The 14309-nt window shown below is 61.6% G+C and carries 13 protein-coding genes and 3 pseudogenes; 12 read left to right on the plus strand and 4 right to left on the minus strand.

Annotated features, from left to right (window positions below; genetic code table 11):
- The first annotated feature begins 183 nt into the window (after nt 1-183).
- From NKH01_RS28015 to NKH01_RS28025, 3 genes and pseudogenes are all read left to right on the plus strand, one after another.
- Nucleotides 184-1158, plus strand: a pseudogene (locus tag NKH01_RS28015) (zinc-binding alcohol dehydrogenase family protein).
- 329 nt (nt 1159-1487) lie between these two features.
- Complete coding sequence (locus tag NKH01_RS28020; protein ID WP_353023409.1) at nt 1488-1715, plus strand: CopG family transcriptional regulator; 228 nt, start codon at nt 1488-1490, stop codon at nt 1713-1715.
- Nucleotides 1712-2149 carry a TA system VapC family ribonuclease toxin gene (locus NKH01_RS28025; RefSeq protein WP_023718511.1) on the plus strand — a complete coding sequence of 146 codons (438 nt, stop codon included), beginning with the start codon at nt 1712-1714 and terminating at the stop codon, nt 2147-2149. The genes NKH01_RS28020 and NKH01_RS28025 overlap by 4 nt, the downstream gene beginning before the upstream one ends.
- A 187-nt stretch (nt 2150-2336) precedes the next feature.
- Here the strand turns inward: NKH01_RS28025 and NKH01_RS28030 are convergent.
- Nucleotides 2337-2579: pseudogene (locus tag NKH01_RS28030) on the minus strand (D-amino-acid oxidase); the annotation flags it as partial.
- Nucleotides 2580-2588: 9 nt separating this feature from the next.
- Between NKH01_RS28030 and NKH01_RS28035 the strand changes: the two are divergent.
- On the plus strand, nt 2589-3392 hold the full coding sequence (locus tag NKH01_RS28035) for a D-alanyl-D-alanine carboxypeptidase (protein WP_353023411.1): 804 nt from the start codon (nt 2589-2591) through the stop codon (nt 3390-3392).
- Nucleotides 3393-3723: 331 nt separating this feature from the next.
- Here the strand turns inward: NKH01_RS28035 and NKH01_RS28040 are convergent.
- Nucleotides 3724-3872, minus strand: a pseudogene (locus tag NKH01_RS28040) (ABC transporter ATP-binding protein); the annotation flags it as partial.
- Nucleotides 3873-3941: 69 nt separating this feature from the next.
- Between NKH01_RS28040 and NKH01_RS28045 the strand changes: the two are divergent.
- Nucleotides 3942-4799 carry a protein-L-isoaspartate O-methyltransferase family protein gene (locus NKH01_RS28045; protein ID WP_353023413.1) on the plus strand — a complete coding sequence of 286 codons (858 nt, stop codon included), beginning with the start codon at nt 3942-3944 and terminating at the stop codon, nt 4797-4799.
- Between the two features lie 9 nt (nt 4800-4808).
- Here the strand turns inward: NKH01_RS28045 and NKH01_RS28050 are convergent, their stop codons facing one another.
- Both NKH01_RS28050 and NKH01_RS28055 read right to left on the minus strand, forming a co-directional pair.
- A complete protein-coding gene (locus tag NKH01_RS28050; protein ID WP_353023475.1) occupies nt 4809-5426 on the minus strand; it encodes a glutathione S-transferase family protein in 618 nt (205 codons plus the stop codon).
- A 187-nt stretch (nt 5427-5613) separates the two neighbouring features.
- Nucleotides 5614-6714 (minus strand): pyridoxal-phosphate dependent enzyme, encoded by a 1101-nt coding sequence (locus tag NKH01_RS28055; protein ID WP_353023415.1) that lies wholly within the window; start codon nt 6712-6714, stop codon nt 5614-5616.
- 87 nt (nt 6715-6801) lie between these two features.
- Between NKH01_RS28055 and NKH01_RS28060 the strand changes: the two genes are divergently transcribed.
- The 7 genes from NKH01_RS28060 to NKH01_RS28090 all read left to right on the plus strand — a co-directional run bounded on the left by NKH01_RS28060 (nt 6802) and on the right by NKH01_RS28090 (nt 14278).
- Nucleotides 6802-7284, plus strand: coding sequence for an Lrp/AsnC family transcriptional regulator (locus NKH01_RS28060; protein ID WP_023718499.1), 483 nt, complete (start codon nt 6802-6804; stop codon nt 7282-7284).
- Between the two features lie 305 nt (nt 7285-7589).
- Nucleotides 7590-8252 (plus strand): TetR/AcrR family transcriptional regulator, encoded by a 663-nt coding sequence (locus tag NKH01_RS28065; protein ID WP_352790918.1) that lies wholly within the window; start codon nt 7590-7592, stop codon nt 8250-8252.
- A 111-nt stretch (nt 8253-8363) separates the two neighbouring features.
- Complete coding sequence (locus NKH01_RS28070; RefSeq protein ID WP_353023416.1) at nt 8364-9227, plus strand: TauD/TfdA dioxygenase family protein; 864 nt, start codon at nt 8364-8366, stop codon at nt 9225-9227.
- A gap of 24 nt (nt 9228-9251) precedes the next feature.
- On the plus strand, nt 9252-10199 hold the full coding sequence (locus tag NKH01_RS28075; RefSeq protein ID WP_353023418.1) for a carbohydrate ABC transporter permease: 948 nt from the start codon (nt 9252-9254) through the stop codon (nt 10197-10199).
- Nucleotides 10189-11025 carry a carbohydrate ABC transporter permease gene (locus NKH01_RS28080; protein WP_353023420.1) on the plus strand — a complete coding sequence of 279 codons (837 nt, stop codon included), beginning with the start codon at nt 10189-10191 and terminating at the stop codon, nt 11023-11025. The genes NKH01_RS28075 and NKH01_RS28080 overlap by 11 nt, the downstream gene beginning before the upstream one ends.
- 28 nt (nt 11026-11053) lie before the next feature.
- Nucleotides 11054-12343, plus strand: coding sequence for an ABC transporter substrate-binding protein (locus NKH01_RS28085; RefSeq protein ID WP_353023422.1), 1290 nt, complete (start codon nt 11054-11056; stop codon nt 12341-12343).
- A 396-nt stretch (nt 12344-12739) separates the two neighbouring features.
- The gene (locus NKH01_RS28090; RefSeq protein WP_353023424.1) at nt 12740-14278 is read left to right on the plus strand and encodes an ABC transporter substrate-binding protein; all 1539 of its coding nucleotides are present in this window, start codon (nt 12740-12742) and stop codon (nt 14276-14278) included.
- Nucleotides 14279-14309 lie beyond the last annotated feature (31 nt).

A 14309-nucleotide genomic window follows, 5' to 3' on the forward strand; every position in this document is an offset into this window, starting at 1 on the left:
GAGCCGCCCCGCGGGGGGGACGGGTGGGTCTTTTTTTTCCGCCCGGGGGGGGGTGTGTCTCTCTCCACTTCTTTAATGTCTCTCTTGTCCCCCCGGGGGGGCGCGGGGGCCCCCCCCCCCGCCCCACTTCCTGTTGCCGGACTCCAGCTTAGCAAGGGGGGAATTGCAGTCATGGATCCCACCATCAAAGTCGTGCGATGCTCCGAGCCCGGCAGACTGGTGTTTGAGGAGCAGCAGGCACCAGACGCTCCGCCCGAAGGCTGGGCACTGGTCAATGTCGCCTTTGTCGGGATATGCGAAACCGACTACCACATCTTCGAGGGCAGGCATCCTTATCTCGCCTATCCGCGCATCATGGGCCATGAGGTTTCGGGGACAATCGCGGCAATCAACGCGCCCGTGGACCTGTCGGTCGGAGAGCAAATCCTCGTCAATCCCTATCTTGCCTGCGGACATTGTGCCGCCTGCCGCCAGGGCAAGCCTAACTGCTGCATGTCGATCGAGGTGCTTGGCGTGCACCGTGACGGTGCCATGAGTGAGCAGATTCTCGTGCCGGCGCAAAACTTGATTCCAGCGGCCGGCCTGTCACTGGTGGAGGCGGCCACGGTCGAGTTTCTGGCCATCGGTGCCCACGCAGTCCGCAGATGCATGGCGGGGCCGGGCATTCGCACCTTGGTTATCGGCGCCGGGCCGATCGGCCTCGGCACCGCGCTTTTTGCGCGAATCGCGCAACAGAACGTGACCGTCATGGACGTCGATACCGAGCGGCTGACCTTCGATCATCGAAACGATAGCGGCGCGAACTGCGGGAGCAGGTTTCGACGTCGTCTTCGACGCAACGGGAAACAGCCGTTCGATGCAGTCTGCCTTGCCTATGTTGCTCATGGCGGCGTCATGGTGATGGTCAGCGTCGTGCCGGACGACATAACTTTCTCCGATCCAGAGTTCCACAAACGGGAAATGATGCTGATCGGCAGTCGCAACGCGACTCGTAGCGATTTCCAGCACGTCATTGCCTCGATTCGCGCTGGAAAAATACCAATCGACCAGCTTGTCACCCACCGCACCACCCTGCGCGACAGCCCACGCGACATCGCAATCTGGGCGCAGCAGAAGTCCGGTCTGATCAAGGCCGTTATCGACGTAGGATCTGGCTGACTTCAGCAACACGATCAAGACATGTCATCGCAGCCCTGGTGCTGCATTGTGGGAGGGCGAGTTGCTCGGTGACGCCACGCTAAGCGTCGCGCTTGACACGGTATTCCGTGCGGTTTTCCTCAGATAACAATTGTCCCTGCCGAACTGGCTTGGCGTTTCGCTGATTACCGCGGGCGCAGTTTTCGTCGCATAAAGGTTGAAGCCGCGGAGCGACGATCTTTCCGGCAAAACGTGTTCCACGCAAATCCGCCGGGTATTCGCACCGCTTGAGTGTCCGACGTAGCTAGTCCACATCATGCGTGATGTTTGATGCGCGTCAGGAGAGTGATATGAGAACCACACTGGCGATTGATGACGACGTCCTGGTCGCGGCCAGGGCCATGGCCCGGCAGCAGGGTCGTAGCCTCGGCAAGGTCATTAGCGATCTCGCCCGGCGCTCGCTGCGCCGGCCTCAAGCTGGCGGCGAGCGCAACGGGATTCCTCTTCTGTCGCCTCGGCCGCATGCACCTCCTGTCACGCTTGAGACGGTCAACGCCTTGCGAAACGAACTGCCTTGACCTTCCTGCTCGGTGTCAATGTGCTGATCGCACTGATCGATCCTGGTCACGTCGCCTATGGCGACGCGCATGGCTGGTTCGAAGAGACGGGCAACGCGGCATGGGCTACTTGTCCGATCACCGAAAACGGCGTCCTGCGCATCGTCGGGAACCAAAGATATCCTAATTCTCCCGGCTCGCCCGCCATCGTTGCGCAAATCGTTACCAAGTTGCGGGCTCTGCACGGGCACAGCTTCTGGCCCGACGATGTGAGCCTGGTTGGCTCCGGCGACATCGATGCAGCGAAAATCCTGACTTCGGCACAGGTCACGGATACGTACCTTCTCGCGCTCGCCAAGGCGCGAGGCGGCCAACTTGCCAGCTTTGACCGCAAGCTGTCAGCGGCGCCCGTGAAGGGCGGGAAGTCTGCACTGCACCTGATTCCCACAAGGTAGACCGCCGGGCTCTTCGGTGCAGTCTGCCTTTCGATCTTCTTGGCTTTGAATTGAGGCTTGCGCAACTTGTCGCGCTCAGCGCACTCCAGTGGATCGCGAGCGGCTATCTGGCCATAGTTTGCGGGGCATTCATCTTCTCCCTTGAGCGTCCGCGCTTGGACAGTTCGGCCTTGCCGCAATTGCCCTTTCAGCTGAATCGATTAGCGCGAAACGTAGCAAGCATGGGATGCGGATTGCCTGAGGCGATTTCTTTGGCAAGCAATTCGCCGACGATCAATCCAAGCGTGGCGCCGCTGTGGCTAAAGGCGACGTGAAGCCCGGCGACGGTCTCGACGGAGCCAAGCACTGGCTCGCCGTCGCCCGGGATGGGCTTCGGGCCAACTGCATAGGTAGCGAGTTGGAGCCGCGGATTGCCCTCGAGCACCGCACTAGGCGCAGGATGCGGATCGCGCCATCAGAGATACGACACCATCATCGAGCGGTTCGAGCCGCCGCCGCAGCCTCCGCGGCCGCTGCGCTCAGATTTCGCCCAACGCGATCTCAAGCTCGTGAAAAGGGATTGCCCAATGCTCGTGATCCATTCGACCCCTCTGACGACCCTCGTCGCGTTAGTCACGCTTGGCTTATTTGCGGCGCCGGCGCGCGCGCCGATACCCTTCGGCCGGTCGCGGGCGACCCGCCTGAACATGTTTCGGCTGTCATCGGAGAGATCCAGTCGAAAGCGGCGTACGCGCACACGAGTTGGGGCATGCGCGTGGTCGATCTCGACACGGGGGCCGTGCTTGTCGACCAGGCGGGAGACCGGGCGCTGACTCCTGGATCGATCATGAAGGTATACAGCACTGCCACCGTGCTGGATCTGTATGGTGCCGAGTACCGGTTTCACACTCCGGTCCACAGGACCGGGTCCGTCTCGGACAGTATGCTTGGCGGTGATCTGATCCTGGTCGCGTCCGGCGACTTCAGTTTCGGTCTACGCGAGCAGTCGGACGGCACCCTCGGCTACAACAATATGCCGGAAATCGACCACAACTATGCTGATACCGGCTTTGCAGGCGGCGCCTTGGTGAAGGGGAGCGACCCGCTCGCGGCGTTTGATGGCTTGGCCAAGGAAGTTCGCGGTGCGGGCATCACGCAGATCAAGGGCGACGTCATCATTGATGCGCGTCTCTTCGAAACCTATCGCGACGCCGGGCCATATGCTGATCACCGACGTGGATGCACGGGCGCTGCCTTGGCCTAATGTCGAGCTTGGCGCGAGCTTGCAATGATCGTGCTCAAGTCAGAGCTTGCCTGATCCAACGCTCCGAAGCACCTCGACAGCAGGGCAGACGGGATGGCCTCTGACCGTGGACCCCACCAAGGCCTTTCGCGAGAGCTCTGACTGCGCCTCGAAGCTTGGTAGTCATAGTCGTGCATGACCCTCGCGAAGAGTAGGTCAGCGGTGATGATTTCGGACTGTACTTGATTGAGCTCATTCATTTTATCTGCCGCTCTGGCTGGGCTTCTGGCTTATTCGCCGGCCCAGCTCGGTATATCAACCTTCGGTAGCGGTATAAGGTTCCGGAACTTATCCCGCCAGAGAGCTGGTGCGGGAACCTGTAACTGAGCGCCGGATCCAGGCCGACCGACCGCAGGACGGCTTCCACGTCTACGAGTTCGTTGCGAACCCTTGGTTTCGGAGCGGCTCCTTGAGCTGTGAGCGGATCGTCTTGCGGGGATAGGGCCCCTTTGCCGTCGTTCGGTTTTCTGAGAGCATGACAAGTACGCCCAATCCGCGAGCCGACATTCCATGCCAACAAGAATCGATGCTAGTGAAGCGCGCCGGTGGTTTGCCGAAGATCTGCGTGTCTCATCACCTGTCTTGCACAACCCTGCGGTCATCGAGGCCTTCGCAAAGGTTCCGCGCGAACGGTACCTTGGCAACGGGCCATGGCGTATCCATTCGAGATTGCAAATCGGGGCCGTCCACACCAGCCCGTCAGCCGCACTTCATGAGATTTACCACGACGTTCTGGTCTCACTTGACGAAAAGCGCGGACTAAACAGCGGCTTGCCGTCGCTTTGGGCATTGGTTTTCGACCATCTGAACATCACTCCCGGCCAGACTGTCCTTCAGGTGGGCGCCGGTGTCGGCTATTTCACCGCCATCCTCGCTGAACTGACGGGTTCTGGAGGACGCGTGATTGCATATGAGATCGACGAAGAACTGGCTCGGCGCGCGCAAAGCAATCTTGCTCATTATGCCCACGTTGACGTGACGTCCGGTGATGCAACGCAGGCAGTTGATCTGCCAGACCTCGATGTCGTGGTCGCCTTTGCCGGAGTGACGCACGTGCCGGAACTGTGGCTTTCAAATTTGTCCGACGCTGGCCGGATGGCACTGCCGTTCACAGGTGAAGACCGACGAGGTTTCATGATGCTTCTGGAAAGGGCTGGCGATACGTTTCCCGTACGCTCACTTATGCCATGCGGGTTTTATCCCTGCAGCGGAGCCAGGCGCAGTGACGAAGAAAAGGCCTTGATGGTCGCCCTCAAGGCTGCGCGAGGCAAGGTCACCCGTCTCGCGCAATATCACCGAGGGCGACCAGCAAATGGCCTCGAGAACGCTTGGCTGGTGACCGACACATACTGGATTTCGAAAGCCTAGCGATCGATATCAATCTCGCGTGTCGCCGTCATAGGGTGTGGCACGCATTGAAGGGCGTTCCACGAAGGATCTATACCATCGTGTCAGTCGTGGCCTTCCCTGCAAGAAGTCGGGCAATCCCCGGAATTCAAGCCAGCTTAGACAAGTGGCGAGCCCGATGTGGCCGACATGGAGCGGCGCGTCGAATTCGACCTCGCGTTCCACGAAATTGTAGGATTCGATGAGCTTCATCGTCATGCCTGCGCCCAAGGCGGGATAACGCAGATGTTCAGGGCGGCGCTCGTTTTCCCAGCGGATGGAAATGCCTGCGTCGCACATGCCGCCGGCGAGCGCCTGGAGGCGCAAGGCTGACCATTTTGCTCGCCCTGTTTCGGGAATGAGCCGCCGACTGCTTTTGAGATTGTCGAGATAGTCGCAAATCACGCCCGAATCGAAGATCGCGTAGCCGTCGTCGAGAACGAGAACGGGCACCTTGCCAAGCGGATTGATCGCAAACACATCATCGTTGCGATTGGTGGGGCTCGTCTCCTGATGAATAACGCGCAGACGTCCGGCAAGCCCGGCCTCGAGGGCAAAGACCAGAACCTTGCGCGCGTAAGGGGAGTGGGTCTGGTAGATGAGTTTCATGGACCCGGTATGCGGTGAGGTACCCATTCTCGTTCCTTCACTCGGTCAAGCGCTGGCCCGTCCGCTCCGGGTGGTTTTTTCGCCACAGAAACGGTGCGACGGAATTGGCCACGAGCTCTTATGCGTCCTCCCTCGAATCTGGAACGCGGGCAGGCAGTCAGCTCGCGACCCAGCTGCACTTCTGCTCTCAAATGATTCCCGGTCCGGCGCCATCGCATGCGTCCTTCTCCAGTTCGGACTCGGTCACCATGATCAGCACCCGGCTCGATCCATCGAGCGCAAGCTCCTGCGACAGGCCGGAAGCCGCGACGGCTGTGGCAAGACCGGCGAGGCCGGCGGCACCCGACGGGGTGGTGCCGGGACCGTTTGCCTCGCGAATCCGGTTCATCGCGTCGGTAAGCGCCGCGTCCGAGACGGTCACGATCCGAGCGTCGGCTTGGCGGAGCACGTCGAGCGCCGATGCGGCCGCTTCGCCACAGGCGAGCATGTCCGCCGACGTTTTGAGATCGCCGGGTATCCGCACCGACCATCCTCGCGACAGCGCGGCCGCGACGCAGGCTGCGGCCTCCGGCTCGACCACGACGATCATGGATGGAGGCATCAACCAGTCCTTCAGCCCTGCCGTCAGGGCGGCGGCAAGTCCACCGACACCGGCCTGCACGAAGAGGTGGGTTGGCCTCAGATGGCCGATCTCGTCGACCTGGCGACGGATTTCCGCAGCAAGCACGCCATAGCCAGCGACGACATCTGCTACAGCTAGGTCGTCCGGGTCGCTAGAGGTGTCGGCCACCAGAATGCCTTCTCCGGCCCGGGCCGCCGCGGAGGCCCGATCGACGGCATCGTCGTAGGTGCCGTCGACCCACACGATTTCGGCGCCTTGTGATTCGATACGCCTGACCCGCGCCGCAGGAACGCCCGTGTGGAGGTATATTTTTGCCGTCCCACCGGCAAACTTCGCCGCCGCGGCAACGGCAAGTCCGTGATTGCCGGCGCTGGCCGTGATTAACGCCGGCAACGGCGTCCTGGCCCGCTCTGGATCGAGCAATTCGTCGATATCCATCCCGGTAGCCCGGGCCAGAGCACACAGACCAGCATAAGTGCCGCCGAGGGACTTGAAGCTGCCCAGGGCACGGTGTCCCTCGTTCTTGGCAAGCACCTGGGCCACATCCAGGCTCGCAGCGAGGTTTGGCAGGTCGAGCAACGGTGTCGGTGCATAAAATGGCGACAGGCGCTGTAACAGCGCCGCGATCTGATCAGGGTCAAGGCCCGGCTGTGTGTCTATGGTCATGAGGCGAAGTTCTATCCCGGAAACCACGCCGGTTGGCGCCTATTATCGTTGCTCGCCTGCCTGATTTCGTCATACATGCCTGTCCTCATGACGAAAACTGCCGTCCTCGATCGCTTCGACTATGTGCTGCTGTCGCTGGTTCAGCGCGACAACCAGATCCCGGCGCGGCGTCTCGCCGAGCAGGTCGGGCTTTCCCAGAGCGCGGTTCTGCGCCGCCTGCGCCGGCTGCGGAAGGATGGCGTGATCGCAGCAGACATTGCCGTCGTTCGCCCGGGGGCCGTGGGCCTGCCGCTAACCATCCATGTGCTCGTTTCCCTGGAACGGGAGAGCGCTGTCGAGTTGGACGCCTTCATCGGCAAGCTTCGCGGGCGCTCGGAGGTTCGTCAGGCTTGGTATGTCACCGGTGAAACCGATTTCGTGCTCCTCCTGCAATTGCCAGGGATGGAGGCGTACGATGTCTTCACGCGGGAAGTCTTCCACGCCGATTCGAACGTGAAGGCGTTTCGCACCATCGTGACGATGCGAGAAGTGATCGGCGCAGCCGATGCGCAGCCGCTATCCACTGCCTGAGTTTGTGGCCTGTCCCCAGCAAGGTCATTGCCCTTTTGACCCGTAATATCAGTCAAGGGCGCGAACCAGGTTGAAGGTCGATATACGCGTTCCCGTATCCACTCACCCGCCCCACCGCGAATGTCTGCACCTGGCGCAAATTAGTTCCGCCAGTGCGTAGAAAGAGACTCTAGTACGACGGGTACATCGCATGGCAATTTGTGATAGCAACGCTGATCGCGTCTGGTGCCGGTCGGTGGGCGGTTGCGGCTCGTTCCGGCATAGTGATCGTCGCGGCAGCGAGCGGCATGAATTTCGGAAGGCATATGAGAGCCAACATTTCAGGACCTCCCGGCGATGAGGCGCACTCTACGCGGACCAGAATCAAAGAGGTCGCGGCCGAGTTCTATGTCCTGCGCGGCCACGATGGTTTCAGCTTCGGCGATATAGCGACGGCGATCGGCACGACGCGCGCCAACATCCATCATCACTTCGGTAACAAGCGTCAGCTGATGGAGGAATTGATCGCGGACTTCGCTGCCAATGCCGAGGCCCGGATCAAACGCTTCTGGACGACTCCCGACATCCGGTTCTTCGACCGGCTCGATATGCAGCTCGAGGATCTGCGCCGCTTCTACGAACGTTTCAACGCTGAGAAGGGAGCTCGCAATATGTGGAGCCCGCTTTCGCGCCTTCGCCACGACCTCCCGGTTCTCGGCGAACCGGCGGAACGTGCCCTGGAGCGCGTCAACCGGGTCTATGATCAGAGCCTGCGTCATGCGGTAGACCAGGCGGTGAAGGACGGAGAGCTTTCCTCCCACACACTCAGCGACGAGCTCGTGCACATGCTGCGCATTACCCTTCTGTCCTGTCCACCAATGACGCAGGACACCGGAAGCTTCGACGAGGTCGCCAGGACCTTCGCAGCGCTCGCCGCGATCATCCGCGCCGCTTGGCAGGATGCGGGGAAGGGCTCGGGTCGAGGCTAGACATCCAGTGGATCAAAGCGAGGGTGAGTTGACAGCCTTTGGCTTTCAAGTTACTTACTTGCAGGTAAGTCAGTCCATGATGGCGACGAGGCGCGTATTAGGGAGGATCACGTGCTGCGCGATGACGCATTCACTCGTTTCGAGGTCAGCCCCTTCACTGGAGCGTTCGGTGCAGAAATTCGTGGGATCGATCTGGCGAGCGCGAGCGAGGATGCCTTCCAGGACGTTCGCCGCGCGCTCTACAAATACCATGCGCTCGCCGTGCGTGATCAGGAGCTTGACGCCGCCGGCGTCCACAAGGTCGCCCGCCGGTTCGGACCATTTAGCGGCAATCCGGTGCACACGCCGATCGACGGCTTTAACGATATCGTGCGCTTCGTGCGCGAGCCGGACGACACGGGCAAGGTGATCGGCGAGGACTGGCACATGGACCTCGCCTGGCTACCGAAGCCGCCGGGCATTACGATCCTCTACGGTGAGGAGGTGCCGCCGGTTGGCGGCGACACCTGCTTCTCCAGCCTCGAGAAGGCATATGACTCGCTTTCGTCGCGGCTGGTCGAGATCCTGCAAGGCCTGACGGGCGTCCATAGCGGCCGCGGGGTCTTCGCCATCAACGCGGCCCACAGCCGGCTCGGCGTCAAGGCCGATGTCGAGGCGATCGAGAATGCCGTCGTCGAGCATCCTGTGATCTGTCGCCACCCCGAGACTGGCCGGCGCTATGTCTTCGTCAGCAGCGTGATGACCAATTTCAAGGGGATGACGGAGGAAGAAAGCAAGCCGATGATCGACTTCCTGATGGCGCGGGCTGTCCGGCCCGAGTTCAACTGCAGGCTGCGTTGGGAACCGAAGACGCTCGGTATGTGGAACAATCCCCATGTCCTGCACACCGCCATCAACGATTATCCCGGATATCGCCGGGTGATGTACAGAACAACGGTGGAGGGCACCGTTCCACTTGCCGCCAGGGACGGCTGACGCGCAACCGCTCAGGGAGGAGCAATGGCATTTGGTTCCGAGGCATCCGTCGGCCACAGGGGGGAGGGGACGGCGGAAGCGCCTGGCGAGACCAAGAGGCGGCGCTTCGCGTTTTCGCCTGCCTACCTCTATGCGACGCCCGTGCACCTCCTGGTGCTTGGGATCATCGTGCTCCCCGCCATCTTCGTCCTGTGGCTGAGTTTCGAAGCCTCGTCATTCGGCCAATCGGCAACCTTCGTTGGGTTCGATAACTACATCCGCGTCCTCACCGATCCCTATTTTTGGCGTTCGGTCTGGAACACCGTCCTCGTCGTCGCCGTGGCGGTTCACATCGAACTGCTGCTCGGCCTTGGCCTGGCCCTGCTTTTCGCTTCCGGGCTTCCCCTCCAGCGCGTCATGCTCGTCGTGGTGCTCGCTCCCTACGCCATCAGCGAGGTGACGGCGGTCGCAATGTGGCGCTTCCTGTTCGATCCGGACGTCGGCCCAATCACGCTGATGCTGCGATACACCGGTCTGCCGACGCTCGACTGGACGTTCATCCCTTCTCACGGCCTCGTCCTCGTCGGCCTGCTCACGATCTGGCTGCACCTGCCATTCACATTCATCATCCTCTATGCGGCACGGCTCGCGGTTCCGAAGGAGCTCTACGAGGCTGGGCGCACCGACGGGGCCAATGCGTTCCAGCTCTTCCGCAACATCACGCTGCCGCTCCTGGCGCCAGCGATGCTCATCGCGCTGCTCTTCCGCTACATCTTCGCCTTCCGCCTCTTTTCCGAGGTCTGGCTCCTGACCCAGGGCGGCCCGGCACGCACGACCGAGGTCGTTTCCGTTTATCTTTATCAGGAAGGCTTCCGCTACAACTCGTTCGGCACGGCGGCCGCGACGGCGTGGATGATGGTCGTCATCTCGCTGCTGCTTGCGACTGGCTATGTATGGCGGCTGCGCAAGGAATCCGTGGCCAATGCGTTCTAGGCGTCTCGCCATCGGTGCCGGAAAGATGCTCGCTGTTGCGGCAATCGTCGTCTGGTCACTGTTTCCGATCGGCTTCATCGTGCTCTCGTCGTTCAAACCCGGTCGCGAGATTTTCGCGGTTCCACCGGAGCTCTTCTTCGAACCGACCTTCGAGCACTACGCCTCGCTGTGGCAGCGCTGGCCGGCCTTTTTCGACGGGCTCGTCAACAGCCTGATCATCACCACCGGGGCGACGGCGCTTGCCGTCATGGCAAGTCTGCTCGCCGGTTTTGCCTACTCACGCTATCGGGGCGTCCGTTTCCTGGAAGGATCGGCGATGTTTCTGATCGGATCGCGGCTGATCCCGCCGATCGTCGTGACGCTGCCACTGTTCCCGGTCGTCAATCGGCTCGGGCTCAACGACACCCATCTGGTGCTGATCCTGCTCTACGCGACGTTCTTTGTCTCGCTCGGCACGCTCTTGATGCGCACGTTCATCGATCAGGTACCGCGCGAACTCGACGAGGCGGCTGTCCTCGATGGCGCGCGGCCGCTGACGATCCTTGTGAAGATCATCTTGCCGCTCGTAGCGCCCGGCATGCTCGCCGTCGCCGTCTTCGTCGTCGTCTTCGCGTGGAACGAGTTTCTGTTCGCCTATATCTTCACCGCCAACCACGCCAAGACCGCGCCTCTGGTCCTTTCGGAGATGATCAGTTCGATCGACGGCGTCGACTGGGGCGTGCTCTTTGCGGCCTCTACCGTCCAATTGCTGCCGGTTCTCGTCTTCGTGGTCCTGATGAACCGGTTTCTCGTCGCCGGATTGACCGCCGGCGCGACCAAGGGGTGACGACGTCACCGAGAAAGGGAGGAAGACAATGCCTTTGCACATGACACGCAGAGCCCTGCTGACGACCGCGATGGCCGCCGGCGCGACGGGCGCATTGGGTCGGTTGGCCCATGCCCAGGTAAAGACGCTGAACGTGCTTTGCCATCGCGTCCACCAAGCCAACCTGACGACCGGCGCCGCCGGCAATGTCATCAAGCCCTGGGAGGACAAGAACAACGCCCAGATCTCCTGGACTACGCTTGACAGCAATCCGCTCCAGGACCGGTTATTCCGGGAGGCGAGCCTGAGCGAGACCGATTTCAACGTCGGCTATGTCATCGACAACCGCATGACGTCGCAGATCGCCTCGCTGTTCGAGCCGCTCGACGACCTCAAGAAAGCCGAGCCGATCGAGGATTTCGACGATATCGCCGAGGGCCTGCGCCAATCGATGACCGTCGGCGGCAAGCTCGTCGGCATCCCCGTGCGCCATGCCACGCAGGGGCTTTTCTACAACGAGGAGCTGCTTCAGGAGGCCGGCATTTCGGCGCCACCGAACACATTGGAGGAGCTGGTCGAGCAGGCGAAGAAGCTGACCTTCACCTCCAAGTCCGGTACGCCGGCCGTCGGCATGATCCTTGCGAGCGACCTCGCCGTCTTCCCGGTCATGTTCGCCCGCGCGTTCGGCGGTGATTTCATCGACAAGCAGTTCAAGGTGGTTCCCGATCCGGAGGCGATGGAAAAGGGCCTGTCCGTGCTCGCCGACCTCTTCAAGGCCGGGGCGCTTCCCCGCAGCTACGCCACAACGCGCAACGACGACATGGCGACGTGGATGCAGCAGGGACGCGCTGCCTTCGCGGTGCTGCCTTTCGCCCGCTACGCGCAGCTCAACAGCAAGGAACAGTCGACTGCGCCGGGAAAGATCAAGCCGATCGAGTTTCCCGGCTCCAAGACCCTCGGCACCGGTCAGGAAATGCATCCGGTCGTCGAATCCTGGGCGATGGCCATTCCCGCCAATTCGACGGACAAGAAGCTCTCCTGGAGCTACATCCGTTTCGTAGCGAGCAAGGCGGCCACACTCGACATGGCGCGCAACGGCAATGGCCCCGTCCGCACCTCGACCTATGCCGAGCCGTCGTTCGCCGGGTCGTTGCCGCAGGCGAAGGTCGAGGCTGCCGCGCTCGCCAAGGCGCGACCGGCCTTCCCGGCTTTTCCCGAAGCCGCTCGCGCTCAGTCGACATTTCTCGAGGAGGTTCAGCTCGCCGTCCTCGGTCGCAAGAGCCCGAAGGAAGCGGTCGCCGCCATTGTCGATCGCGTCAAGCCGCTGATGCCAGCTTGATCGTATGGACTGACGTGGCCATGTCGCCTGCTACTTGCCAGGCGACCAACCGGAGAGGATCAGCGCGGTCGTAAAGTCGTCGTCGGGTGAGGCGGTGTTCCATGGACCTGAGTTCGATCGCGCGAGCTCAGGACTGCTTAGCAGTGCGCTGGCGGCAGACAGCAGGTTCAGCGCGCCGCCACCGATATCCCACCACGCGGCCTAGGCGCCTGGGCGATCGCGTGATGCAGGCCTGTGGCAAGGCCACGCCTTGGCGCACGAGGATCATCAGCGACTCCAGCCGCGCGACGTCCTCTGGGCGAAAAAAGCTTGACGACGTCATATTCGGATGCGTTTACTTCGTCCGTAACTAGGATATAAATTCCATTACTATGGAACAGAGCGAAGGGAACCAAGATGAGGCGTTTCTTGCAAATCGTCGCTTCACTCGCCGCGCTTATGCTGCCGGCGACAGGCGCTGCCTGGGCCGAGCCCGCTAGAGGTGGAGTGATTGATGTGGCGACCATTGGGGAGCCGCCGACACTGGATCCGATGGCCTCGACCGCCGATCTGGTTGGCATTGTCACACAGCACATCTACGAGACGCTCTATACCTTCGACAAGGACTGGGGCATCACGCCGCTGTTGGCCGCCGACATGCCACGGATTTCGCCGGATGGCCGTACCTACACCATCGCGCTCAGAACCGGCGTTAAGTTCCACGACGGCAGCGATATGAATTCGGCCGACGTGGTCGCTTCGCTGCAGCGTTGGATGAAGATTGCCACGCGCGGCAAGCAGGCAGCCGAAGTCATCGCCACGGTCGACGCCGTTGACGACCACACCGTCAAGCTCACCCTGAAAAAGCCGTTCGCGCCACTTCTGTCGCTGCTCTCACTCAACAATGCGGCCGCAATCATCATCCCGTCCGAAAACGTGGGACAGGAGCCGCTGACCAGCTTCGTCGGTACCGGCCCCTATATGTTGAAGGAACGCAAGCCGGACCAGTACATCCAGCTTGCCCGGTTCGACGGCTACAAGTCGCGCGACGGCGAACCCAACGGCTATGGTGGCGCCAGAAAACAGTATCTCGACGAAATCCGTTTCGTGCCGGTTCCCGATGCGAACACGCGCGTCGAAGGCGCTGTCTCCGGCCAGTTCGCCTATGTTGACTCGCTGCCGGTCGAGTCCTTTGACAAGATCTCGGGTGGCAAGACCCAGCCGGTCATCTTGAAGCCGTTCGGTTGGCCGGTATTCGTCCTCAATACCAAGCAGGGGCTGAATTCCGACATTCGCATCCGCAAGGCGATACAAGCAGCGCTGGCGCCGAACGACATGCTGCTCGCCGCATTCGGATCGAAGGAGTTCTTCGCAGCCGACGGCGACATGTATCCCGAAGGCTTTGCCTGGCACACGGACGCCGGCACCGAGCCCTACAAGCCCGATGGCGACACTGAGGCGGCTGCGGCGCTGCTGAAGGAAGCCGGCTATGACGGCAAGCCTTTGCGCATCCTCACCAGCCGCCAATACGAGTTCCACTACAAGCTGGCGCAGGTCGCGGCCGAGTATCTGAAAGCCGCCGGCTTCCAGGTCCAGCTCGACGTGGTCGAATGGGCGACGCTGACCAAGAACCGCACCGACCCGGCGCTGTGGGACATCTACATTAGCCACAGTCCGTTCCTGCCCGAGCCGTCGCTGACCGGCATAATGTCGGACTCCTCTCCGGGTTGGTGGGTTTCGGATCGCAAGCACCAGGTGCTTGAGGCGTTCAACGCCGAAGCCGATCCGGCCAAGCGCGTCGCGCTGTTCGCAGATGTCCAGAAGGCGATCTACGACGAGGTTCCAGCGTTCAAGGTCGGCGACTTCAACGCCTTGGCCGCCCAGGCCCCCAAGCTGAAAGGCGTGACGCCGGCGCCATGGCCCTATTTCTGGAACGCTTATCTGGAAGGCAACTGAGACGGCTCCTCCCACCTTCCGCCTCAACCCA

The sequence above is a fragment of the Mesorhizobium sp. M1403 genome (assembly GCF_040317695.1).
Lineage (GTDB): Bacteria > Pseudomonadota > Alphaproteobacteria > Rhizobiales > Rhizobiaceae > Mesorhizobium.